The following is a 23,366-nucleotide window of genomic DNA, read 5'->3' as shown; positions in this document are numbered from 1 at the left end:
GTCACTCCAGACTTCATTCGGTCTGCACAATGTGCCCATGTTCCACGTGGAACATGGATAAGGGTGTGTCTGCTTGCCAGCATTCACTCAACGAATCCGCATCGACGCAGCTGATAAACACCTGACAATCGAGCGACTCGAGCAAGCGGCACAGCGCTTGCCGATGGTGACGATCCAGCTCAGAGGGGAGGTCGTCGACCAGGAATACACAATCTCGCTGCCTTTCCATCAGACCTAGCAGCCGCCCTTGCGCGATCTTCATCGCACAGACGACCAGCTTTTGCTGACCTCTGGACAACACTTCGGCGGCGTTCATCCCGTTGACCCGCAGTCGCAGGTCAGCGCGCTGTGGGCCAGCCTGGGTATGCCCGAGTGCCATATCACGATCGAACTGCGACTCCAGCACCTCAGCCAGACCGCGCTCGCGATCCCAACCGCGAAAATAGCTAAGCGTTAGCCCATCTATCTGCAGCAGCTCCGCGAGTACGCCTTCGAACACCGGCTTCAGCTGTTGCAGATACGCCTGTCGGAAGCCGTCAATCTGCTCGCCAGAAGCGACCAGCTCGGCCTCCCAGGGGGCTAGCAGCGAACGTTCGATTCTACCACGTCGCAGCAGCGAATTCCGTTGTTTGAGGCTCTTTTGCAGTCGTTGCCACGCCGGGAGAAAACGATGTTCCACGTGGAACACACCCCAATCCAGATACTGCCGACGTTGTTTGGGAGCGCCCTCAAGCAAGCGAAAACTGTCCGGGTTGATCAACTGCAATGGCAGGACTTCGGCGAGCTCGGCGGTACTACGTGCGTTCTGGCCATTGATACGAATGTCGTAGTCGGCCTGCCGACTGCGAGTAATACCAATCTTGCTGGAGTTGCCACCCGACAAAAAAACCTCGCCAAAGACAGTACAGCTATCCTGCTGGTACTGAATAACGGGCTGCAATCGGGTACTGCGGAAGGATCGGGCGAGGCCAAGAATATGAATGGCCTCAAGCAAGCTGGTCTTGCCACTGCCGTTCGGACCGGAAACGAGGTTGATACGAGGAGAGGGGAGAAGGGTCACCGAGTGCAGATTACGCACCGCGGTGACCGTCAAACGAGATAGCGGCATTGCGCGTCAGAGACGCATCGGCATGACGACGTAAAGGCTTTCGTCAGATTCGGCTTCCTGGATCAGTGCACTGCTGTTGGCATCAGACAACACCAGCTTGGCCTGCTCATGGCCGAGCACGTTCATCACATCCAGCAGGTAACTGACATTGAAGCCGATCTCCAACGGCGCACCGCTGTAATCAACCATTACTTCTTCTTCAGCTTCTTCCTGCTCGGGGTTGTTGGCCTGAATCTTGAGCTGGCCCGACTCCAGCGTCAGACGAATACCACGATACTTTTCATTGGACAGAATCGCCGTACGGCTGAATGCATCGCGCAAGCTATGCCGATCGGCCACGACAATCTTGTCGCCGCCCCGCGGCAGCACACGCTCGTAATCCGGGAACTTGCCATCGACCAGCTTGGAGGTGAAGGTGAAGTCGCCGGTGGTGGCGCGAATGTGGTGTGTACCCAGTACGACATTGACCAGGTCATCCGCTTCGCCGAGAAGACGGGCCAGTTCAAGAACGCCCTTACGCGGCACGATCAGCTGATAGCGTTCCTGATAGTCGATGTTCGCATCAACGGTGCACATCGCCATGCGATGACCGTCGGTTGCTACCGCACGCAGCTGGCCCTGATTGATCTCCAGCAGCAGACCGTTCAGATAGTAGCGCACGTCCTGCTGAGCCATGGCAAAGCTGGTGCGCTCAATCAGGCGCCGCAGCTTGCCCTGACTGACGGCGAAACTCATGGCACCCGGGCCGTCTTCAACATTGGGGAAATCGTTTGCCGGCAGGGTCGCCAGGGTAAACCGACTGCGCCCGGCCTTGATCAGTGCCTTGCCGTCTTCGACCTTGAAGTTCAGCGTGGCATCGTCCGGCAACGATTTACAGATATCCATCAGCTTGCGGGCAGGAACGGTTATCTCGCCGTCCTCGCAGGCTTCATCCAACGCGATACGGCCAACCAGCTCGACTTCCAGGTCGGTACCGGTCAGTGACAGGGTGTTGCCGTCGACCACGAGCAGGACGTTGGACAGAACCGGCAGGGTCTGGCGACGTTCCACAACGCCCGCAACCAGTTGCAGGGGCTTCAACAGAGCTTCTCGCTGAATGGTGAATTGCATTGTCTTCCTTCGACCTCGTGCTGGTTGGCAGTGATGTGGGCTGACGGGCTCAGGTCGTCAGCGTCCTCAACAGATTCTTGTAGTCCTCGCGGATATCCGCATCAGTCTCGCGCAACTCGGCAATCTTGCGCGTGGCATGCAATACCGTTGTGTGATCCCGTCCACCAAACGCATCGCCAATCTCAGGAAGGCTGTGGTTGGTCAACTCCTTGGCCAGGGCCATGGCAACCTGACGGGGCCGTGCAACGGAGCGGGAGCGACGTTTGGACAGGACGTCGGCTACCTTGATCTTGTAGTACTCGGCGACGGTGCGCTGAATATTATCGATACTCACCAACTTGTCCTGCAAGGCGAGCAGGTCCTTGAGCGACTCACGAATCAGCTCAATGGTGATGTCGCGTCCCATAAAATGCGCACTGGCGATGACCCGCTTGAGTGCACCTTCCAGTTCGCGGACGTTGGAGCGAATACGCTGGGCAATAAAGAAAGCCGCATCGTGAGGCAGATCAACCCGGGACTGCTCGGCCTTCTTCATCAGAATGGCAACGCGGGTTTCCAGCTCGGGCGGCTCGACAGCGACGGTCAGGCCCCAACCAAAACGAGACTTGAGCCGCTCTTCCAGGCCGTCAATTTCCTTGGGGTACCGGTCACTGGTGAGAATGACCTGCTGCCCGCCTTCAAGCAGCGCGTTGAAGGTGTGGAAGAACTCTTCCTGCGAGCGCTCTTTCTTGGCAAAGAACTGAATATCGTCAATCAACAGCGCATCGACCGAACGGTAATAACGCTTGAAGTCGTTGATGGCGTTCATTTGCAGCGCCTTGACCATATCGGCGACGAAACGCTCGGAATGCAGATACACGATCCGGGCAGCCGGATTCTTCTTCAGCAGATGGTTACCAACCGCGTGCATCAAGTGGGTCTTGCCCAGGCCAACGCCCCCATAAAGGAACAGCGGGTTATAGCCATGCTTGGGATTGTCCGCAACCTGCCAGGCTGCAGCGCGGGCCAACTGGTTGGACTTGCCCTCGACGAAGTTCTCGAAGGTAAAACTGCGGTTAAGCAGACTGGTGTGCTTGATCAGGGTCGGCGGCGCCTGCGGCTGATCTGCAGAATTACCGGCCAGTTCAGCGGCTGCCTCGGCAGTACCGCTGTGATCAACCAGCGGTTGCGGCTGAGACTCGACCACCACCGGCGTAACCGGAGCAGCTACCGGAATCGGTGCAGGGGCAGCTGTCGCTGACTGCAGCGGTCGCGGCGCAGGCGCGGAGACCGGCGCGGCAGCAGTACGACGACTGCCAATCAGCAGCGACACCATCGGCGCCTGCCCCTGAGACAGATCGTCCATCAACTCCTGGATGCGATTGAGGTACTTGTCATTGACCCAGTCCAGCACGAACCGGTTGGGTGCATACAGACGGATCTCCGCCTGGTCGCCATCGACCTGCAACGGACGAATCCAGGTATTGAACTGTTGGGATGGTAGCTCATCACGCAAAAAATCGATGCATTGCTGCCAAAGTGCAACAGACACTGAATTCCCCCGGGACCACTGATGCCAGCGGCTGTTATTGAGTACAAAAAAGAGACTTCAGACCGCACTGAAAAGCGGTACTGACAGAGCGCTCTATTCTATCTGCTCCCCCCCTACTTATCCACACGCGTGACCGAAGCCGGGCTAAAAAAGTATCGCCAACGCCGACCCTCGACGTGCAGCAGAAACGATGAAAAAACGGTAACACCCGCGAAATCAGGGCGCCGTAGAAGCTGTGGACAAGGCAGCCTCAACATTGTTGGCAACAGAGCACGATCAATGGGGATAACTCCACCTGTGGATATCCCGCCCGGTTATCCACAGGTGGAGCACAGGAGTCAGATAGTCCGGGCAACCGGATGTCAACAGCCTTATGCTTAGGGCAACCCGTTGAGCTATATGGGAAAATTCAGGTTACCCACAGAAATGTGGTCGCCTATACATAGCTATATCTTTAATCTCTTAAACAATCTCTTTTCTTATATTTTTATCTATTCACGGGACGTTGAAAGGAAATTGACCACGGCACACTTTTTCTCTAGAATCACCCGTCCCTCGGAGGGGCACTTTGCTCTGATGTAACTTACTCAGGTATCTGAAGATGAAAAGAACGTTCCAACCCAGCGTACTGAAGCGCAAGCGCAACCACGGTTTCCGTGCTCGTATGGCTACCAAGAACGGCCGCGCTGTTCTGGCTCGCCGTCGTGCCAAAGGCCGTGCACGCCTGTCAGCCTAAGACCCGGTTTCCAGGTGGATCTCGGATTCGGCCCTGAATACAGGTTACTTAAACCTGGCCAGTTCAAAACCGTATTCGATGGAGCCACCTGCAAGGCCTCAGGACCCAGTCTGCTGCTGCTGGCCAGAGAAAACTCTCTGAGCCACGCGCGACTGGGTCTGGTCATTGCCAAGAAAAATGTCCGGCATGCGGTAGACCGCAACAAGGTCAAACGCATTGCTCGTGAATCGTTCAGACAGCATCGCGCTGAACTGGGCAATCTGGACATTGTCGTACTCGCCCGCAAGGGAGTAGGCGACCTGGACAATGCTGCGTTACATGCTCTGTATCAGGGCATGTGGCGCAGGCTGATCAAATCTGCTGCCAAAAACCGCTCACGTGACCCTGGACCCTCGTCATCCAATGCGTAGCATCGCGTTAGGGCTGATCAAGGTTTACCGCTACGCTATCAGTCCCCTGATGGCCAGTCACTGCCGTTTCTATCCCTCCTGTTCCTGCTACGCCCAGGAAGCCATCGAACAGCATGGTCTTCTCAAGGGAGGCTTGCTCAGTGCGCGCCGCCTCGGACGTTGCCACCCATGGAATCCCGGTGGGTATGATCCGGTACCCCCAGCTTCTGCCAACCGACCGAACCGAATGGCCAACAAACCATGAACCTCCAACGAAATATCCTCATTGGTGCACTGCTGGTTATCACCTATCTGATGGTGGTGCAGTGGAACAAGGATTTTGTCCAGCAGGATCTTGCGCCCGCAGCCCAGACGCAAGTAACCCCCCAGGACAGCAGTGACCTGCCCGGCGATCCTGGCGCCGTTGCCGATCCGCTGAACAGCGACGTTCCCGCGGCGATCAGTGCCGACGGTGAGGCACTGACGCCGGCCCAGGTGACGACTCCTTCGGCTGACGGTCAGCTGGTTCAGGTGAAAACCGACACCCTGGAACTGAGCATCAACCCGGTTGGTGGTGACATCGTTTCACTCACCCTGCCTCAGTATCCGACTCGCAAGGATCGTCCGGATCTGCCGTTCCAGCTGCTGGAACAATCGGGTAACCGTACCTACATTGCTCAAAGTGGTCTGACAGGGCAACAGGGCCCGGACAAGTCCACCGGCCGTGCACGCTACAGTGTCGAGCAGAACAGCTACACCCTGGCAGACGGCCAGGAGCAGCTGGTTGTTGACCTGAAATCCAGCAGCGACGGCGTGGATTTCACCAAGCGCTTCACCTTCACCCGTGGCAGCTATCTGGTCGACGTCAGCTACCTGATCGACAACCAGAGCGCGCAGCCCTGGAGCGGCAGCCTGTTTGGTCAGATCAAGCGCGATGGCAGTGGTGATCCGTCCAGCTCTACCGCAACCGGTATGGCCACCTTCCTCGGTGCCGCCTACTGGAGTGCCGATAACTCCTACACCAAGTTGAGTCTGTCCGACCTGGACGACAAGCAGCTGAGCGAGAGCGTGTCCGGTGGCTGGGTTGCCTGGCTGCAACACTACTTTGTCAGCGCCTGGGTTCCGAATGCCGAAACCAAGCACACCTACCGCACCCTGAAGGACCGCGGTGGCAACTACATCGTCGGCTTCACCAGCCCGTCGGTTCAGGTTGCAGCTGGTGAACAGCAGACCATTTCTGCCAGCTTCTACGCCGGCCCGAAAATTCAGGACGACCTGAAAGCCATTTCTCCCGGTCTGGAATTGACGGTCGACTACGGCTTCCTCTGGTGGATCGCCCAGCCGCTGTTCTGGGTTCTGAGCCTGATCCACGGCTTCGTCGGCAACTGGGGCTGGAGCATCATCCTGCTGACCTGCCTGATCAAGCTGATCTTCTTCCCGCTGTCTGCAACCAGCTATCGCTCCATGGCCAACATGCGCCGCGTTGCACCCAAGCTGCAGGCGCTGCGTGAGCAGTATGGCGATGACCGTCAGAAAATGTCCCAGGGTATGATGGAGCTGTACAAGAAGGAGAAGATCAACCCGCTGGGTGGCTGTCTGCCGATTCTGGTGCAGATGCCGGTCTTCATCGCCCTGTACTGGGTACTGATGGAAAGCGTCGAGATCCGTCAGGCTGAATGGCTGGGCTGGATCACCGACCTGTCGCTGAAAGACCCATACTTCATCCTGCCGATCATCATGGGCGCGACCATGTTCCTGCAACAGCAGCTGAACCCGACGCCGCCGGATCCGATGCAGGCCAAGGTAATGAAGATGCTGCCGATTGTCTTCACCTTCTTCTTCCTGTGGTTCCCGGCAGGTCTGGTGCTGTACTGGGTAGTCAACAACTGTCTGTCGATCGCACAACAGTGGTACATTACCCGCCAGATCGAAAAGGGCGCTGCGAGCAAGGACTAAGGTTCGGCACACCGCCAGTCAAACGCCCCGTTTTCGGGGCGTTTTGCTATCCACTGAAAACACCGGAGCCGCCATGAGCAAGCCTTATCATGCCGATACCATTGCCGCGCTGGCGACTGCCCCCGGCCAAGGCGGCGTCGGTATCATCCGGGTCTCCGGTCCCGGAGCCCGAGACATTGCCCAGCGCATCGCCCGCCGCGAGCTGCAACCGCGCTATGCCCACTATGGCCCGTTCTGGTCAGGTGAGCAGACACTGGACGAAGGTATCGCGCTGTTCTTCCCCGGCCCGCATTCCTTTACCGGTGAAGACGTGCTGGAGCTGCAGGGCCACGGCGGCCCGGTGGTGATGGATCTGCTGCTCAAGGCCTGTCTGGCAGCTGGTGCTCGTCAGGCGCGTCCCGGTGAGTTCAGCGAACGAGCATTTCTCAATGACAAGCTGGATCTGGCCCAGGCCGAGGCCATTGCCGACCTGATCGAGGCGAGCTCCGAGCAGGCCGCGCGCAACGCACTGAATTCGCTGCAGGGCGCGTTCTCCCAGCGCGTGCACAGCCTGACCGAGTCGCTGATTGCGTTGCGTATCTATGTCGAAGCGGCCATCGATTTTCCCGAGGAAGAGATCGACTTTCTCGCCGACGGTCACGTGCTCAATCAGCTGCAGCAGGTGCAGGCAGACCTGCAGCAGGTCCAGCGTCAGGCCGGGCAGGGCGCACTGCTGCGCGACGGCATGACGGTGGTGATCGCCGGTCGACCCAACGCCGGCAAGTCCAGTCTGCTCAATGCTCTGGCCGGGCGCGAGAGCGCCATCGTCACCGATATTGCCGGCACCACGCGGGATATCCTGCGCGAACATATCCACATCGATGGCATGCCGTTGCACATCATCGACACCGCCGGCCTGCGCGACACAGAGGATCAGGTTGAGCGCATCGGCGTGCAAAGAGCGATGGCAGCAATCAGCGACGCTGACCGGATTCTGCTGATGGTCGATGCCAGTCAGCCGGAAGCGAAGAACCCGGAGTTGCTGTGGCCCGAGTTTCTCGAACAACGCCCTGATCCGGCCAAGGTCACGCTGATTTACAACAAGGTAGACGTCACCGGCGATGCGGTAGCAGTCGAAACGGCGGATGATGGCTCGGTGGTCTTGCACCTGTCGGCCCGTCAGGGTGATGGTATCGACCTGCTACGCGAGCACCTGAAGGCCTGCATGGGCTTTGAGCAGACCGGCGAGAGCCTGTTCAGTGCCCGCCGCCGTCACCTGGAGGCGCTGGAAGAAGCCGCCACGTATCTTCAGCACGGCTTTGATCAACTGACCCTGATGGGGGCCGGCGAATTGCTGGCCGAAGACCTGCGCATGGCGCAGCAGGCGCTCGGCAAGATCACCGGCGAGTTCTCCGCCGATGATCTGCTGGGGCGGATTTTCTCCAGCTTCTGCATCGGCAAGTAACCTTTATCCCGAGCGCGGCTGGCTTAGCCGCAAGGTACTGACAGCCGCTGCAAGGCAGGCAAAGCAACCGGCGGCGATCAACGCGGCATGGGTGCCATTGTCGACGAACAGGTTGAACATCAACGCCACCAGCGCCGCACCGCTGGTCTGGCCAACCAGCCTGGCGGTGCTCAGCATGCCACTGGCGCCGCCACTGCGGTGCAAGGGGGCAGCGGTAATGATGGTGTGATTGTTGGGCGACTGGAACAGCCCGAACCCGGCGCCGCACAGCACCATCCAGCCGAGTATTGCGCCAGTTCCCGGCTTGTCCGGCAATGCTGCCAAGCCCCAAAGACCTCCGGCGAACAGCAGCATGCCAATACCACCCAGCAAGCCCGCGTGAAAGCGCTCCAGCAGCCGCCCGGCCAGGGGCGCGCTAACCATGGTCGCCAGCGGCCAGGGCGTCATCAGCAAACCGGTTTGCATGGCATTGAGTCCAAGCTGCTGCTGGAAGTAGAAGGGGATGGAGACCATCGCCAGCATCTGCCCGGCGAACGCGGTGATCGAACTGCCGATCGACAGGGCAAAAATGGGAATGCGCAGCAGATCCACCGGCAGCAACGGCATGCTACGGCTCAGCTGTCGGCGCACGAACAGCCAACCCAGCGGGCCGCCAATCAACAATGGCCCGAGCAGCCACCAGCCGGCGTGGCCCTGGGCTACACCGGTGACAGCCATAAAGAAGCAACCCAGCGTAAGTACATTAAGCACTGCGCTTGGCAGATCAAAGCGCAGGCTCGGTACACCTTCATTGGCGGGCAGAAACTTCCAGCCCAGCAGCAGGGCCAGCAGGCCGACGGGGGCGCTGACCGCAAACAGCCAGGGCCAGCTGGCGAGCGACAAAATGACTGCTGCCACGCTGGGGCCGGCAGCGGCGGCCACCGAGACGATCAGGGTATTGAGCGCCACACCGCGGGCCAGGCGTGCGCGGGGATAAATCAGTCGGGTCAGGGCGCCGTTGACGCTCATCACCGCTGCAGCGCCCAGCCCCTGCAGCATGCGCGCAAGGGTCAGCTGCAACAATGAATCACTCAGGGCGCAGACTATCGACATGGCAGAAAACACCGCCAGCCCGATCAGATAGATACGCCGGTAGCTCCACAGGTCGCCAAGCGAAGCCAGAGGCAGCAAGCTGACCGCTATCACCAGCTGGTAGGCGTTGACCACCCAGATCGAGTTGGCCGCACTGGTGCCCAGATCATTGGCGATGGTGGGCAATGCGACATTGGCAATCATGCCGTCCAGCACGGCCATGGTCACGCCCAGCGCAATCGCAATGATCGCGCCGAGTCGTGCGGGCATGGGTAATCCGTCGTTGCTGGCAGGTGACACAACTCGCCTCGATAGCGCAGAACCAGCCAGTCACCTTAGCATAGAGGCATGCGTTATCAGCTCCAGCCAGCCACCTCGTGGACCGGAGCGGCACGCTGCACCAGACAGCGACCATCACGCACCGATGCAAGAACCGGGCTCTGATTCAGCAGTACCTCATACGGCGTTGTGCCGTTGAGCACCATGCAGCGTGCGGGGTTGCCGACCGCGATGCCGTACTCGGCAAGATTGAGCGCCGCAGCGCCGTTATCGGTAACGATTTCCAGCGCGGTTTCAATTCGCTCCATACCGAGCATGTGACAGGCATGCAGGCCGACATCCAGCGTGCGCAGCAGGTTACCGTTGCCCATCGGATACCAGGGGTCACGGATCGAATCCTGACCAAAACAGACCTTGAGACCGGCATCCAGCAATTCGGGCACCCGGGTGATGCCGCGGCGTTTTGGATACCCATCAAATCGGCCCTGCAGGTGCAGGTTCTCGGTCGGCAGTGCCACAAAGCGCAGGCCCGACTTGCCGAGCAGGCGGAACAGCCGGCTGCAGTAGGCGTCTTCGTAGGAGTGCATGGCACAGGTGTGGCTGGCGGTAACCCGGCTGCCGTAATCGCGACTCAGGGCCTCGGCGGCGAGCACTTCGAGGAAGCGCGACTGCGGATCGTCAATCTCGTCGCAGTGCACGTCCACCAGGCAATCATTGGCTTCGGCCAGATCCATCAACAGCTTGACCGACTCCACGCCGTAATCGCGAGTGAACTCAAAATGCGGGATACCGCCAATCACATCGGCACCCACCGTCACCGCGTCACTCATTAGCTCCTTACCGCCCGGGAAGGACAGAATGCCCTCCTGCGGGAAGGCAACAATCTGCAGATCAACAAAGTCGCGCACTCGGTCACGTACTTCAACCATCGCCCGCAGCGCGGTCAGCTGCGGATCGGTGACATCAACGTGGGTACGCACGTACTGAATGCCGTGGGCGGCAAACAGCTTCAGCGTCTGCTCGGCACGGCTGATGACGTCGTCGCGGCTGAGCATCGCCTTGCGCTCGCCCCAGCACTCGATACCTTCGAACAGGGTACCGCTCTGGTTCCAGCGCGGCTGGCCGGCGGTGAGCGCAGCATCCAGGTGAATGTGCGGCTCGACAAAGGGCGGCAGCAGCAGGTTGCCGCCGGCATCCAGTTCATCGGCGGCAGCGACCACATCCGCGCTCTGGGGCTCGATCCGGCTGAACCGCCCTGCGCTGATCTCGACCCGATACAGGCCGGTTTCACCAGGCAGGCGAGCATTAACGATGGCAGACAGGGTCTGGGTCATGGGGTATCTCCACATTCGGGTGTCATAGTGGGCTCGTGCATCAGCAGATGAGCCAGAATCAGGTTGTAGATGTCTGTCGGCTTGGCCGGGTCCAGCCCGGTCTCACGGAACAGACGATCGAGGCGGTTGCGCACCGAGTTGCGATGGCTGCCCAGTGCAGCGGCCGCCGCGCTGATATTGCCGCCATGTCGCAGCCAGGCATCGATAGTCGGCGCCAGGTGCTGTAGCAAGGTCTGATGTTCGGCAAACCAGGGGGCGACGAAGTCGGCCCGCGCGCCCGCATCGCCAATGCGTAGCTGCAGCTTCTCCAGCAAACTGCCCGCTCGGCTTTCAGCATCCCGCCAGGCCAGCTGTTCACGTTGCACAATGGCCCGTCCGATGACCTCGGTCACCGTCACCATCGGCAGCGAATACGGCTGCTCAAGCAATGGCAACTGCTGCTGATCTGCCAACTTCAGAAGGGCCGCAGGCAAGCGACCGATGTAGGCATCACCGGTCAGAATCACCAGGCCGGCAACCTTGGCCGCCACCCCCTCGTAAAGCAGCTCAAACAGGTTATCGACGCTGTGGTGGCGACCAATGCCGGTGATGAACACCAGCTCTCCACCCTTGATCCACGGCGTAAAGGAACGGTTTTCCGCGACATACGGCCAGCGGACAACACGCTGCGCACCGGCGTGACCGGCACGCAGACGAATAGCCCCAAGCCCGGGTAACAACGGGACATCCTCGGTGCGCAGCAATGGACTCACAGGTTGCTCATCAGCGCCGCGCGGCGCTCCTTGACCGCACTGACCAGCAGGGCCAACAAGGCGTAGGACGCGGCAGCGACCAGTACGCCAACCACCGGCGCAATCCAGTTGGAGGTATAGGCCACCAGCGAACCCAGTGCGTAGGCTATCAGACCGATCACATTGAACGCGGGCAGGGCAGTGGAACCCAGATCAGCGTAGCGGCCGCGCCAGGTCACAAAATAGTTGGCCATGATCACGCCACCGACCGGCGGGATAAAGGTACCGAGCAGAATCAGGAACGGGATCAGCCACTCATACATACCCAGTACCGCCAGCAGCGTGCCAATTGCCGCGCCGATCACGGTGATGGTCCGGCGACGCTCGGTGCGCAGCAGGTTGCAGCCGGCCACGGCAAAGTTGTAGACGGTGTTGTCCTGGGTGGTCCAGAGATTGAGGAACAGCATCAGCACGCCCAGCGTCGCCAGCCCTTGTGCCACCAGAATGTCGACGATGTCGGCCTGTTGATAGACCAGCGCGCCGAAGGCGCCCACCAGCGTCATCAGCCCGTTACCGATAAAGAACGCCGCCAGGGTCGCGATGACGGCTGCCTTGCCGGACTTGGCAAAACGGGTCCAGTTGGTGGCCTGGGTACCGCCACTGACAAAGGTCCCGAACACCATGGTGATGGCTGCAGCCACACTGAGCTCCGCACTGGGTGCGATGGCGCTCAGACCGGACAGGCCACCGGCGTCTTTGGTGGCGATCCCGAGGCTCACCGCGATCAGAATCAGCATCGCAGGTACGGCAAAGCGTGACAGCAGATCCAGACCTCGGTAGCCAACGAAGGCACTGATACAAAAACCGAACCCGAACACCACCATCAGCGGCAGCGTCAGGCTATCGGGCAGGCCGGTCATTTTCACCAGCAACAGCGCCATGGTTGCCGTACCCCAGGCGTACCAGCCGATCTGGGTAAAGCCGAGAATGAAGTCGGACAGCTTGCTGCCGATCTCACCGAAGGCGTAGCGGCTCATCAACGCCGTATTCAGCCCCGAGCGCGCGGCAATATAGCCCAGAATGGCTGCATAGGCGCCGAGCAGCAGGTTGCCAATTAACAGAACCCACAGAGTCGTAGAAAAATCAAAGGCAGCGCCAACACTGCCACCTGCCCACATGGTGGCACTGAAGAAGGTAAAGCCCAGCAGCACAAAACTCATCGACCACATGCTCTTGCGGGCGGTTTCCGGTACCGGACTCAACGGGTAATCGGGGTCCGTGGTGCGCTCTGACTGGTTCATCCTGGTATCTCCGCTTTGCTGAAAAAGGACGTCTGCGTGCATGCAGACGTACATCACCGGTGATTTAGCAACCGCTGTGCCAGTCCATGGATTTCCCGGTGAAGAGCGAGCATCGATGCGCAAATGCATGTGCAATCTGCACAGCATAGCGATAAGCATGCACCCGAACAGCGCGGTAAAAGTGAAAAAACGGCGTATAAGGTCTGTGGAAAACCCGGCCCCAACCCGGTCGATAACCCTGGGGACAGCCTGAGGTGAAATCCCCCTGTGGATAAACACCTCAGTTACCCACAGGCAACGCACCGCTTGCACCCCCATCCAACGACCGCTTTCACACAACCTTTTGAGTTGTGCAAGATTCTGATCTATAAGGATTTATATGAGTTATTCACAGAAAAGTGGCTACGTATATACATTAACTAATTCAAGGTTTATATAAATCTTTCTTTTCTTATCTATATCTATCTGGACGTTTTTCCACACTCGGCACGTTGTACAAAAAGTGTTCAGCCAAAGCTGCAATTTTTTCCCCTTGGGCCTATAATCAGCCCCTTTTTTCCGCGTCAGGCACAGGCCTGACAATCGAGGTGACAGGTGGATTTCCCCAGCCGTTTTGACGTCATAGTGGTAGGCGGTGGCCATGCCGGTACCGAAGCTGCACTCGCTGCTGCCCGTATGGGGGTGAAAACCCTGCTGCTCAGCCATAACGTCGAAACCCTCGGTCAGATGAGCTGCAACCCGGCGATTGGCGGGATCGGCAAGAGCCATCTGGTCAAGGAGATCGATGCGCTGGGTGGTGCGATGGCACTGGCTACCGACAAGGCCGGTATCCAGTTTCGTGTTCTGAACAGCCGCAAAGGCCCAGCCGTGCGTGCCACCCGTGCCCAGGCTGACCGAGTGCTGTACAAGGCGGCTATTCGTCATACCCTGGAGAATCAGGAAAACCTGTGGATCTTCCAGCAGGCCTGCGATGACCTGATTGTCGAAAACCAGCAGGTTCGTGGCGTGGTTACCCAGATGGGTCTGCGTTTTCTGGCTGACAACGTGGTACTGACCACCGGCACCTTCCTCGGTGGCCTGATTCACATCGGTCTGGACAACTACTCCGGCGGTCGCGCGGGCGATCCGCCCGCCATCGCACTCGCGCAGCGCCTGCGTGAACTGCCGCTGCGGGTGGATCGGCTGAAAACCGGCACCCCGCCGCGCATCGACGGTCGCAGTGTCGATTTCAGCCAGATGACGCCACAGCCAGGTGATACGCCGATTCCGGTCATGTCGTTCATGGGCAATGCAGCAATGCATCCGGAGCAGGTCAACTGCTGGATTACCCATACCAACGAGCGCACCCACGACATCATCCGCGAGAACCTGGATCGCTCGCCGATGTACACCGGGGTCATCGAAGGCATTGGCCCGCGTTACTGCCCGTCGATCGAAGACAAGATCCATCGCTTTGCCGACAAGGATCAGCACCAGGTATTCATCGAGCCGGAAGGCCTGACTACCCACGAGTTGTATCCGAACGGCATCTCGACCTCGTTGCCGTTTGATGTGCAGCTGCAGATCGTCCGTTCGATCAAGGGTATGGAGAACGCGCACATCCTGCGCCCCGGTTACGCCATCGAGTACGATTACTTCAATCCGCAGGACCTCAAGTACTCGCTGGAAACCAAGGTCATCGACGGTCTGTTCTTCGCCGGTCAGATCAACGGCACCACCGGTTACGAAGAAGCCGGTGCTCAGGGTTTGCTGGCAGGTCTCAACGCCGCACTGCGTGCACAGGAGCGCGACGCCTGGTGCCCGCGCCGTGACGAGGCTTACATCGGCGTGCTGGTCGATGACCTGATCACCATGGGCACCCGCGAGCCGTACCGCATGTTTACTTCCCGTGCCGAGTACCGTCTGGTACTGCGTGAAGACAACGCCGACCTGCGCCTGACCGAAAAGGGCCGCGAGCTGGGTCTGGTCGATGATGAGCGCTGGGCGGTCTTCAACGCCAAGCGTGAAGCCATCGAACAGGAAACCCAGCGTCTGCGCAGCACCTGGATGCAGCCGAACAGCGAGCAGGGCAAGGCCTATAGTGCGCAGTACCGTACGCCGCTGACCCACGAATACAGCCTGCTGGATCTGCTGCGCCGCCCGGAAGTGGATTACACCGCACTGGTCGAACTGACCGGTGCAAGTGACATTCCGGCCGATGCCGCCGAACAGGTCGAGATTCAGGCCAAGTACGCCGGTTATATCGAACGTCAGCAGGAAGAAATCGAGCGTCTGCGTCAGCACGAGCAGACTCGCCTGCCGGAAGACCTGGATTACGCCAGCCTGAACGGGCTGTCGAATGAAATTCGTGCCAAGCTGGCCGATGTGCGCCCGCAGACCCTGGGGCAGGCCTCACGTATCCCCGGCGTGACGCCGGCGGCCGTCAGCCTGCTGCTGATCCATCTGAAAAAACGCAACGCCCTCGGCGATAGCTCGCTGGCCCGGGAGGCATAAGCGCAATGAGTCAACATGCGGTAGAGCTGGCGCAGGGCGCAAGGCAGCTGGGTGTCGCCCTGAGCGAGCAGCAACAGGAAAAACTGCTGGGCTACATGGCCCTGCTGAACAAGTGGAACAAGGCGTACAACCTGACCGCGGTGCGCGACCCGAACGAAATGGTCAGCCGTCACCTGCTCGACAGTCTGAGCATTGTCTCGTTCATCGATGGCCAGCGCTGGCTGGATGTCGGCAGCGGTGGCGGTATGCCCGGCGTGATGCTGGCGATCATGTTTCCCGAGCGTGAGTTCACCCTGCTCGACAGCAATGGCAAGAAGACCCGGTTTCTCACCCAGGTTAAAAACGAATTGGGGCTGACCAATCTGCAGGTGGTCAACAGCCGGGTCGAGGCGTTCGAGCCAGGCCAGCCGTTTGATGGTATTACCTCGCGCGCGTTTGCCTCGCTGGCCGACTTTACCCAGCTGACCCGTCATCTGGGTACCGAACAAACCCGCTGGCTGGCGATGAAGGGCGTTTACCCCGACGAAGAGCTGGCTGCGTTGCCGGTCGACTTTAAGCTTGAGAGCAGTGAACAATTACAGGTTCCCGGTTGCGTTGGCAGCCGCCATCTGTTGATACTGCGACGGATGGATCAGGGCTGATATCAAGGGGGCTGAACGTGGGCAAGGTGCTGGCAATTGCCAACCAGAAGGGCGGTGTGGGAAAGACCACCACCACGATCAATCTCGCCGCCTCGCTGGCTGCGACCAAACGCAAGGTGCTGCTGATCGATCTTGATCCTCAGGGCAATGCGACCATGGGCAGCGGTATCGACAAGGCCAATCTGGATAACTCGGTCTACGAATTGCTGACCGGTCAATGCGAGTTTGCCGATGCGGTTTGTCGTTCGGAGCACGGTGGCTATGACCTGCTGCCGGCCAACGGCGACCTGACTGCTGCCGAAGTCGAGCTGATCAACACCAAGATGAAGGAAAGCCGGCTGCGTTACGCGCTGGTCAACGCCCGCGATCACTACGACTTCATCCTGATCGACTGCCCGCCATCGCTGAACATGCTGACGGTCAATGGTCTGGTTGCCGCCGATGGCGTGGTCATTCCGATGCAGTGCGAATACTACGCGCTGGAAGGATTGTCGGCGCTGGTCAATACCATCAGCCGGATCAGCTCGGTGCTCAACCCGAACCTGCAGATCGAGGGCCTGTTGCGGACCATGTACGATCCGCGCAACAGCCTGACGCTGGATGTGTCGGCCCAGCTCAGTGCGCATTTTGGCGACAAGCTGTATCAGACTGTGATTCCACGTAACGTGCGACTGGCCGAAGCCCCCAGTTTCGGCATGCCGGCACTGGCCTACGACAAGCAGTCCCGTGGCGCCGTCGCCTATCTGGCACTGGCCGGCGAGGTGGTACGCCGCAGCAAGCAGGCAGCCAAGGCGGCTGCCGTTACCGATTTGAACGATTGACTACAAGGACATCAGGCATGGCGGGCAAGAAACGCGGCTTGGGACGGGGACTGGACGCATTGCTGGGTGCCAGTGTTGCGCCGACAGCGGACGGCGAAAGCCAGGATCAGATTCTCAAGGAGCTGCCGGTCGACCTGGTGCAGCGTGGCAAGTATCAGCCACGCCGTGACATGGACCCGCAGGCACTCGAAGAGCTGGCGGGGTCGATTCGTGCCCAGGGTGTGATGCAGCCGATTGTCGTTCGGCCGATCGGCGAGGGGCGGTACGAAATCATCGCCGGCGAACGTCGCTGGCGCGCCAGTCAGCTGGCCGGCCTGGACAGCATTCCGGCGGTGATCCGCGAGGTGCCGGATGAAGCCGCCATCGCCATGGCACTGATCGAGAACATCCAGCGCGAAGACCTCAACCCGATCGAGGAAGCTATCGCCCTGCAGCGTCTGCAGCAGGAATTCGAACTGACCCAGCAGCAGGTGGCTGACGCAGTTGGCAAGTCGCGGGTCAGCATTACCAACCTGTTGCGCCTGATGAGCCTGCCCGAAGACGTCAAGCTGATGCTTGAGCGCGGCGACCTGGAAATGGGTCATGCCCGCGCCTTGCTTGGTCTGCCGGCCGAGCAGCAAACGGTAGCTGCCCGTCAGGTGGTGGCCAAGGGGTTGACCGTTCGTCAGACCGAAGCGCTGGTTCGCCAGTGGCTGAGCCCGAAAAGGGATGCGACACAACAGCGCACCAACCCGGATATCGAGCGTCTGCAACAGGACCTCGGCGAGCGCTTGGGCGCAGAAGTGAAGCTGCAGCATGGTGCCCGCGGCAAGGGACGTCTGGTGATCAGCTACAGCTCGCTTGACGAGCTCGATGGCATTCTCGAACACATCCGCTAAGCTCTTTTGAGCGCAAAGCCAGCGTCGTTGCTGGCGTTGCGGCGGTCGTCAATTATTACAAAAGATGACTGCAGCGCGTCGCTGAATCGATTCAAACCACAACATGTAGTGCCTGGCTCCGGCGCACAACCAAACGCGCCGGCAGTGCCGCGCAGATCAGGCAGCATGCGCCTTAGCGGCGTGTAGTACGGGACCGGTTTGGTTGCCTCTGCGGGGTCGAACACATATAATCACGGCGCTTTGAGGGCAGCCCGGCAATTTATTCACGCATGCACCACCCGCAGGGGTACCGAGTACTGATGACGACTGTGAAGACCAATGCCATTCGTCGTCCCCCGCTGATCAAGTGGTTCGCGTTCCAGGCTGTCGTCGTGTTTTTGATGGGGGCGCTTTTCTGGATTAAAAGCCCTGTGGCGGCGTATTCCGCCCTGGCAGGAGGCTTCATCTTCCTCCTGCCCAATGTGTATTTCGCGATCAAGGCGTTCCGTTACACCGGTGCGCGGGCTGCGAAGCAGATCATGGGTTCTTTTTACAAGGGTGAGGCCGGCAAGCTCATCCTCTGCGCTGTCCTCTTTGCGATAGCGTTCAAAAGTATTAAGCCGATAGACGAATCGGCACTGTTTCTTACATTTGCGATCATGCTGGTCACGAACTGGCTAACACCTGCAGTAATGGGTGGAAAAACGCAGCATAGCTAAAGGACCTGAGAGAACGTTATGGCAGGCGCTACCGCATCAGATTACATCAAGCACCACCTTCAGAACCTGACCTACGGGAAACTCCCGGCCGGTTACGAACGTACCGATGGTACCGTTCTGACCCAGGACACCTGGACCATGGCTCATGGCGCTCAGGAAGCGTCCGACATGGGCTTCATGGCTATCCACGTTGATACCATGGGCTGGTCCATTTTCCTCGGTGCGCTGTTCCTGTTCCTGTTCCGCATGGCGGCCAAGAAGGCCACGTCCGGCGTCCCAGGTGGTCTGCAGAACTTCGTTGAGCTGATGGTCGAGTTCGTTGATCAGAGCGTCAAGGAAACCTTCCACGGCCGCAACAAGGTCATTGCACCGCTGGCGCTGACCATCTTCTGCTGGGTCTTCCTGATGAACTTCATGGACCTGATCCCCGTCGACTTCCTGCCGCAGCTGTTCCATATGGCCGGCGTCGAATACATGAAGGTCGTCCCGACCACCGACGTCAACGCTACCCTGGGCATGTCCCTGTCGGTATTCGCGCTGATCATCTTCTACAGTGTCAAGGTCAAGGGTGTTGGTGGCTTCCTCGGTGAGCTGACCCTGCATCCCTTCTCCTCCAGCAACATCTTCCTGAAGATCCTGCTGATTCCGGTCAACCTGCTGCTCGAAGGCGTCAGCCTGCTGGCCAAGCCGGTCTCTCTCGCCCTGCGTCTGTTCGGTAACCTGTACGCCGGCGAGCTGATCTTCATCCTGATCGCTCTGCTGCCCTTCTGGGCTCAGTGGGCTCTGTCCGTGCCGTGGGCTATCTTCCACATTCTGATCATCACGCTGCAGGCATTTATCTTCATGATGCTGACCATCGTGTACCTCAGCATGGCGCACGAAGACAGTCACTGATTCAGGCGATAACGATTTAGTTCTACCCGAAAACCCATAACTTGCAATTAACTGAAAACTGGGAGCTTTAAATGGAAACTGTAGTTGGAATGACCGCGATTGCCGTAGCACTGCTGATTGGCCTGGGCGCACTGGGTACCGCTATCGGCTTTGGTATCCTGGGTGGCAAATTCCTGGAAGGCGCTGCGCGTCAGCCGGAAATGATCCCCGCTCTGCAGGTTAAAATGTTCATCGTCGCCGGTCTGCTCGACGCCGTAACCATGATCGGTGTTGGTATCGCTCTGTTCTTCACCTTTGCCAACCCCTTCCTTGCCCAAGTTGCGTAATGCAGTCGCCGGCAACGGCGACTTCAACTTGAAGGTAATGAATACGACAGGCAAGAGGTGAAGACGTGAACATCAATTTGACGATAGCCGGTCAAGCGATCGCGTTCTTCATCTTCGTGGTGTTCTGCATGAAGTATGTATGGCCTCCGGTCATTGCTGCTCTGCAGGAGCGCCAGAAGAAGATCGCAGATGGCCTTGCAGCCTCTGATCGCGCCGCCAAGGACCTGGAACTGACTCAAGAAAAGTCGGCCCAGGAACTGCGTCAGGCCAAAGAGCAGGCAGCAGCTCTGATTGAGCAAGCTAACAAGCGTGCCAACCAGATTGTTGAAGCCTCCAAAGAGGATGCTCGCAAGGAAGGTGAGAAGATCCTGGCTCAGGCCCAGGCGGAAATCGAACAGCAGCGCATCAAGGCCAGAGACGCTCTGCGTGCCGAGATTGCTGCCATCGCAGTCGCCGGCGCCGAGAAGATTCTGGAAACTTCTGTCGACGCTGACAAGCACGGTGACATGCTGAACAAGCTGGTAGCCGAACTCTAAGCGAGGTCATCATGGCAGAACTGATTACGCTGGCCCGCCCCTACGCCAAAGCGGCATTTGAGCGGGCAAAAGCCCAACAGGCCCTGGCCGAATGGGCCGAGGTGCTGAACGCTGCTGGCCAGGTGGCCGCAGACGAGGCAACTCGCCAGCTGCTGACCGATCCGGGTCTGGCGGAACAGAAGAAAGCCGACGTCATCCTCGACTGCACCGGGAAATCGGTGAGCGAAGAGCAACGCAACTTTCTGACGATCCTCGCCGATAATCGCAGGCTTGCCCTGCTTCCCGAGATCGCGACGCTATTTAACAGCTTCCGAGCTGATCTTGAGCGTACCATCGACATCAATGTGAGCTCGGCTTTCGAGCTGACTGCAGAGCAGCAGCAGAAGCTGGCCGAGGCGCTGTCCCGCAAGCTCGATCGCAATGTGCAGATCGAAGCGGCTGTGGACAAGTCACTGATTGGTGGACTGGTTGTTCGCACCGGCGACTTGGTCATCGACGCCTCCGTGCGCGGAAAACTGACCAAACTGGCCGAGTCGTTGGGCTCCTGATTTCAGCATAAGGTTTTGAGGATAAAGGCATGCAACAACTGAATCCATCAGAGATCAGTGACATCATCAAGAAGCGGATCGAGCAGCTCGATATCGCTTCTCAGGCACGTAACGAAGGTACGATTCTTTCCGTATCTGACGGTATTGTGCGGATTCACGGTCTCGCCGATGTAATGTACGGGGAAATGCTCGAGTTTCCCGAAGGCGTATTTGGTATGGCACTCAACCTGGAGCAGGACTCCGTTGGTGCTGTAATTCTGGGTGACTACCTGGGTCTGGCCGAAGGCATGACCGTCAAGTGCACCGGCCGCATCCTGGAAGTACCGGTTGGTCCGGAACTGCTGGGTCGCGTGGTCAACGCACTGGGCCACCCGATCGATGGCAAGGGCGACATCAACGCCAAGCACACCGACGCGGTTGAAAAGGTTGCTCCGGGCGTAATCTGGCGTAAGTCGGTCGACCAGCCCATCCAGACTGGCTACAAGGCCGTCGACGCGATGGTTCCGGTAGGTCGCGGTCAGCGTGAGCTGATCATCGGTGACCGTCAGACCGGTAAGACCGCTATGGCGATCGATGCGATCATCAACCAGAAAGGTTCTGGCGTTAAGTGTATCTACGTGGCAGTAGGTCAGAAGCAGTCGACCATCGCCAACGTGGTACGCAAGCTGGAAGAGCACGATGCAATGGCTCACACCGTCATCGTTGCCGCTTCCGCTTCCGACCCGGCTGCCCTGCAGTTCCTGGCGCCCTACGCCGGCTGCACAATGGGTGAATACTTCCGCGACCGCGGCGAAGACGCTCTGATCATCTATGATGACCTGTCCAAGCAAGCTGTTGCCTACCGTCAGATCTCCCTGCTGCTGCGTCGTCCTCCGGGACGTGAAGCCTATCCGGGCGACGTGTTCTATCTCCACAGCCGTCTGCTGGAGCGCGCTTCCCGCGTTTCCGAAGAGTACGTCGAGAAGTTCACCAACGGTGCCGTAACTGGCAAGACTGGCTCGCTGACCGCTCTGCCGATCATCGAAACCCAGGCTGGCGACGTTTCTGCGTTCGTACCGACCAACGTGATCTCCATCACCGACGGCCAGATCTTCCTGGAATCCAACCTGTTCAACTCGGGTATCCGTCCGGCCGTTAACGCCGGTGTATCGGTATCTCGTGTTGGTGGCGCGGCTCAGACCAAGATCATCAAGAAACTCTCTGGTGGTATCCGTACCGCTCTGGCTCAGTATCGTGAACTGGCAGCTTTCGCCCAGTTTGCATCTGACCTGGACGAAGCCACCCGCAAGCAGCTGGAGCATGGTCAGCGCGTTACCGAGCTGATGAAGCAGGACCAGTATGCTCCGATGTCCGTCGCCGAGATGGGTGTCAGCCTGTTTGCTGCCGAGAAAGGCTTCCTGACCGATGTCGAGCAGAACAAGGTCGGTGCTTTCGAGAAAGCCATGATCGCCTACTTCAAGTCCGAGCACGCAGACCTGCTTGCCAAGATCAACGAGAAGGGCGATTACAACGACGATATCGAAGCTGCCATCAAGGCCGGCATCGAGAAGTTCAAGGCAACCCAGAGCTGGTAAGCCGACAGCGGGGCGCAGCATGAGCTGAGCCCCGCATCGTGCGACCCGGCCAAGGGCAAACCTGAAAGGGTGTGACATGGCAGGCGCAAAAGAGATTCGCGGTAAGATCGCGAGTATTAAAAGTACGCAGAAGATCACCAGCGCCATGGAAAAGGTGGCGGTCAGCAAGATGCGCAGAGCACAACAGCGCATGGCTGCCAGCCGTCCCTACGCTGAGCGTATCCAGCAGGTAATTGGTCATCTGGCCAACGCCAACCCCGAGTATCGCCATCCGTTCATGCAAGAGCGTGAAGTCAAGCGGGTGGGTTACATCGTGGTCAGCTCGGATCGTGGTCTCTGCGGTGGTCTGAACACTAACCTGTTCAAGGCCCTGGTCAACAGCATGAAAGAGTGGCGTGACCGCAACGTTGAAACCGAGCTCTGTGTGATCGGTAGCAAGGGCGCTTCCTTCTTTCGCAGCTACGGCGGAAACGTTGTCGCAGCGATCAGCAACCTGGGCGAACAGCCTGCGTTGAACGATCTGATCGGTAGCGTCAAGGTGATGCTGGATGGCTACAACGAAGGTCGCATCGACCGTCTGTACCTGGTCAGCAACGGCTTCGTCAACACGATGGTTCAGCAGCCCAAGGTGGATCAGATGATCCCGCTGGTCGCTTCCGAAGAGGAAGGCGCGCAGAAAGGCAGCTGGGACTATCTGTACGAGCCCGACGCACGACAGCTGCTGGATGGACTGCTGGTTCGTTACATCGAGTCCCAGGTCTATCAGGCGGTGGTCGAGAACAATGCCTGTGAGCAGGCTGCACGGATGATCGCGATGAAGAACGCGACTGACAACGCTGGTGACCTTATCAGCAACCTGCAGCTTATCTACAACAAGGCTCGTCAGGCAGCTATCACTCAGGAAATTTCGGAAATCGTCGGCGGCGCCGCCGCGGTTTAACGGTAACGGTTTCAACCATTTAGAGGA

The 23,366-nt window shown here is 58.9% G+C and carries 23 protein-coding genes; 16 read left to right on the top strand and 7 right to left on the bottom strand.

Annotated features, from left to right (window positions below; translation table 11 throughout):
- Positions 1–13: 13 nt before the first annotated feature.
- From recF to dnaA, 3 genes are read right to left on the bottom strand one after another with little or no spacing between them, the layout of a single operon-like run.
- Positions 14–1,108 (bottom strand): DNA replication/repair protein RecF, encoded by a 1,095-nt coding sequence (gene recF / locus ACZ5WQ_RS13945; RefSeq protein WP_269688372.1) that lies wholly within the window; start codon positions 1,106–1,108, stop codon positions 14–16.
- A gap of 6 nt (positions 1,109–1,114) precedes the next feature.
- The gene (gene dnaN, locus ACZ5WQ_RS13940) at positions 1,115–2,218 is read right to left on the bottom strand and encodes a DNA polymerase III subunit beta (protein ID WP_228246022.1); all 1,104 of its coding nucleotides are present in this window, start codon (positions 2,216–2,218) and stop codon (positions 1,115–1,117) included.
- A 49-nt stretch (positions 2,219–2,267) separates the two neighbouring features.
- Positions 2,268–3,749 (bottom strand): chromosomal replication initiator protein DnaA, encoded by a 1,482-nt coding sequence (gene dnaA, locus ACZ5WQ_RS13935; RefSeq protein WP_088275899.1) that lies wholly within the window; start codon positions 3,747–3,749, stop codon positions 2,268–2,270.
- Between the two features lie 601 nt (positions 3,750–4,350).
- Between dnaA and rpmH the strand changes: the two genes are divergently transcribed.
- The 5 genes from rpmH (at position 4,351) to mnmE (ending at position 8,274) form a co-directional block, all read left to right on the top strand.
- Entirely contained in the window at positions 4,351–4,485 is a 135-nt protein-coding gene (gene rpmH / locus ACZ5WQ_RS13930) for a 50S ribosomal protein L34 (RefSeq protein ID WP_074496262.1), read from the top strand.
- 14 nt (positions 4,486–4,499) lie between these two features.
- Positions 4,500–4,895: a ribonuclease P protein component gene (gene rnpA / locus ACZ5WQ_RS13925; RefSeq protein ID WP_088275898.1), complete on the top strand. Its 396-nt coding sequence runs from the start codon at positions 4,500–4,502 to the stop codon at positions 4,893–4,895.
- Entirely contained in the window at positions 4,888–5,139 is a 252-nt protein-coding gene (yidD, locus tag ACZ5WQ_RS13920; protein WP_088275896.1) for a membrane protein insertion efficiency factor YidD, read from the top strand. Before rnpA ends, yidD begins: the two co-directional genes overlap by 8 nt.
- Complete coding sequence (gene yidC, locus ACZ5WQ_RS13915) at positions 5,136–6,830, top strand: membrane protein insertase YidC (RefSeq protein WP_088275895.1); 1,695 nt, start codon at positions 5,136–5,138, stop codon at positions 6,828–6,830. Before yidD ends, yidC begins: the two co-directional genes overlap by 4 nt.
- 73 nt (positions 6,831–6,903) lie before the next feature.
- Positions 6,904–8,274, top strand: a complete 1,371-nt coding sequence (gene mnmE / locus ACZ5WQ_RS13910; protein ID WP_228246021.1) for a tRNA uridine-5-carboxymethylaminomethyl(34) synthesis GTPase MnmE — start codon at positions 6,904–6,906, stop codon at positions 8,272–8,274.
- 3 nt (positions 8,275–8,277) lie between these two features.
- On the opposite strand, the gene ACZ5WQ_RS13905 is transcribed toward mnmE, so the two are convergent.
- The 4 genes from ACZ5WQ_RS13905 to codB form a co-directional block, all read right to left on the bottom strand.
- Positions 8,278–9,615 (bottom strand): MFS transporter, encoded by a 1,338-nt coding sequence (locus ACZ5WQ_RS13905; protein WP_228246020.1) that lies wholly within the window; start codon positions 9,613–9,615, stop codon positions 8,278–8,280.
- Positions 9,616–9,701: 86 nt separating this feature from the next.
- On the bottom strand, positions 9,702–10,958 hold the full coding sequence (codA, locus tag ACZ5WQ_RS13900; RefSeq protein WP_228246019.1) for a cytosine deaminase: 1,257 nt from the start codon (positions 10,956–10,958) through the stop codon (positions 9,702–9,704).
- Positions 10,955–11,710, bottom strand: coding sequence for a PucR family transcriptional regulator (locus ACZ5WQ_RS13895; protein WP_216359007.1), 756 nt, complete (start codon positions 11,708–11,710; stop codon positions 10,955–10,957). The genes codA and ACZ5WQ_RS13895 overlap by 4 nt, the downstream gene beginning before the upstream one ends.
- A complete protein-coding gene (gene codB / locus ACZ5WQ_RS13890; RefSeq protein ID WP_088275891.1) occupies positions 11,707–12,990 on the bottom strand; it encodes a cytosine permease in 1,284 nt (427 codons plus the stop codon). The genes ACZ5WQ_RS13895 and codB overlap by 4 nt, the downstream gene beginning before the upstream one ends.
- Before the next feature lie 594 nt (positions 12,991–13,584).
- Between codB and mnmG the strand changes: the two genes are divergently transcribed.
- From mnmG to atpG, 11 genes are all read left to right on the top strand, one after another.
- Positions 13,585–15,483 carry a tRNA uridine-5-carboxymethylaminomethyl(34) synthesis enzyme MnmG gene (mnmG, locus tag ACZ5WQ_RS13885; RefSeq protein WP_228246018.1) on the top strand — a complete coding sequence of 633 codons (1,899 nt, stop codon included), beginning with the start codon at positions 13,585–13,587 and terminating at the stop codon, positions 15,481–15,483.
- A gap of 5 nt (positions 15,484–15,488) precedes the next feature.
- Positions 15,489–16,124, top strand: coding sequence for a 16S rRNA (guanine(527)-N(7))-methyltransferase RsmG (gene rsmG / locus ACZ5WQ_RS13880; protein WP_464382493.1), 636 nt, complete (start codon positions 15,489–15,491; stop codon positions 16,122–16,124).
- Positions 16,125–16,141: 17 nt separating this feature from the next.
- On the top strand, positions 16,142–16,945 hold the full coding sequence (locus ACZ5WQ_RS13875) for a ParA family protein (protein WP_228246017.1): 804 nt from the start codon (positions 16,142–16,144) through the stop codon (positions 16,943–16,945).
- A 17-nt stretch (positions 16,946–16,962) separates the two neighbouring features.
- The gene (locus tag ACZ5WQ_RS13870) at positions 16,963–17,823 is read left to right on the top strand and encodes a ParB/RepB/Spo0J family partition protein (protein ID WP_228246016.1); all 861 of its coding nucleotides are present in this window, start codon (positions 16,963–16,965) and stop codon (positions 17,821–17,823) included.
- Positions 17,824–18,122: 299 nt separating this feature from the next.
- Positions 18,123–18,521, top strand: a complete 399-nt coding sequence (locus ACZ5WQ_RS13865; RefSeq protein ID WP_088275955.1) for a F0F1 ATP synthase subunit I — start codon at positions 18,123–18,125, stop codon at positions 18,519–18,521.
- Between the two features lie 18 nt (positions 18,522–18,539).
- Positions 18,540–19,415, top strand: a complete 876-nt coding sequence (gene atpB / locus ACZ5WQ_RS13860; protein ID WP_088275885.1) for a F0F1 ATP synthase subunit A — start codon at positions 18,540–18,542, stop codon at positions 19,413–19,415.
- A gap of 71 nt (positions 19,416–19,486) precedes the next feature.
- Complete coding sequence (gene atpE, locus ACZ5WQ_RS13855) at positions 19,487–19,741, top strand: F0F1 ATP synthase subunit C (protein ID WP_088275884.1); 255 nt, start codon at positions 19,487–19,489, stop codon at positions 19,739–19,741.
- A 65-nt stretch (positions 19,742–19,806) separates the two neighbouring features.
- The gene (locus ACZ5WQ_RS13850; protein WP_088275883.1) at positions 19,807–20,277 is read left to right on the top strand and encodes a F0F1 ATP synthase subunit B; all 471 of its coding nucleotides are present in this window, start codon (positions 19,807–19,809) and stop codon (positions 20,275–20,277) included.
- An 11-nt stretch (positions 20,278–20,288) separates the two neighbouring features.
- A complete protein-coding gene (locus ACZ5WQ_RS13845) occupies positions 20,289–20,825 on the top strand; it encodes a F0F1 ATP synthase subunit delta (protein WP_228246015.1) in 537 nt (178 codons plus the stop codon).
- Between the two features lie 29 nt (positions 20,826–20,854).
- Positions 20,855–22,399, top strand: a complete 1,545-nt coding sequence (atpA, locus tag ACZ5WQ_RS13840) for a F0F1 ATP synthase subunit alpha (RefSeq protein ID WP_228246014.1) — start codon at positions 20,855–20,857, stop codon at positions 22,397–22,399.
- Positions 22,400–22,475: 76 nt separating this feature from the next.
- Positions 22,476–23,339, top strand: coding sequence for a F0F1 ATP synthase subunit gamma (gene atpG, locus ACZ5WQ_RS13835; RefSeq protein ID WP_088275879.1), 864 nt, complete (start codon positions 22,476–22,478; stop codon positions 23,337–23,339).
- Positions 23,340–23,366 lie beyond the last annotated feature (27 nt).

The organism is Halopseudomonas sp. T1L2 (assembly GCF_055397385.1).
This window is presented reverse-complemented; position numbering and strand designations above follow the sequence as displayed.